This window comes from Streptosporangium nanhuense (assembly GCF_059358815.1).
This window is the reverse complement of record NZ_JCADBG010000122.1, coordinates 1-759: the sequence shown is the minus strand read 5'-3', so window position 1 is coordinate 759 and position 759 is coordinate 1. Positions and strand designations below refer to the sequence as shown.

Here is a 759-nt window from a genome sequence, read left to right as displayed (position 1 = left end):
CGCTGGAGCAGCACGGCCACCACGATGATCAGGCCCTTGGCCACCAGCTGGTCGCTGGTGTTGAGCCCGTTGAGGATGAACAGGTTCGTGATCACGGTGAAGATCAGCAGACCCAGGATCGACCCGATGATCGTTCCCCGGCCGCCGGTCAGCAGCGTGCCACCGATGATCACCGCGGCGATCGCGTCCAGCTCGTACAGATCACCGTGCGTGGAGGAACCCGTCGTGGTCCTGGCCATGATCAGAACCGCCGCGATACCGCAGCACAACCCCGACAGCGCGTACAACATCACGGTGTGACGACGCACGTCGATCCCGGCCAGCCGCGCCGCCTCGGGGTTACCGCCCACCGCGTAGGTGCGCCGGCCGAACGTGGTGCGGTTCAGCACCACCCACCCGGCGATCACCACCAGCGCGAAGATGTAGACCAGCACCGGGATGCCCAGCACCCGGCTGGTCGACAACTCCACGATCATCTCGTTGCCCTGCTGCACCAGCTGGGTGCGCCGGTCCGACATCCGCTGCGCCAGACCCCGGGCGGCCACCAGCATCGCCAAAGTGGCGATGAAGGGCACCATCCGCCCGTAGGAGATCAGCAGGCCGTTGACCAGGCCCGCGCCGGTACCGACCAGCACCGCGCACACGATCATCACGAACGGGCCGTAGGACTGGGTGGCCAACGTGGTCGCCCACACCGACGCCAGCGCCATGATCGCGCCCACCGACAGGTCGATACCCCCACCGATGATCACGAACGTC

1 protein-coding gene is annotated in these 759 nt (G+C 66.8%); it reads right to left on the bottom strand.

The features are described 5' to 3' along the window. A partial coding sequence (locus AC5L38_RS44285; RefSeq protein ID WP_495248835.1) for an ABC transporter permease occupies nt 1-759 on the bottom strand: 759 nt, incomplete at both ends.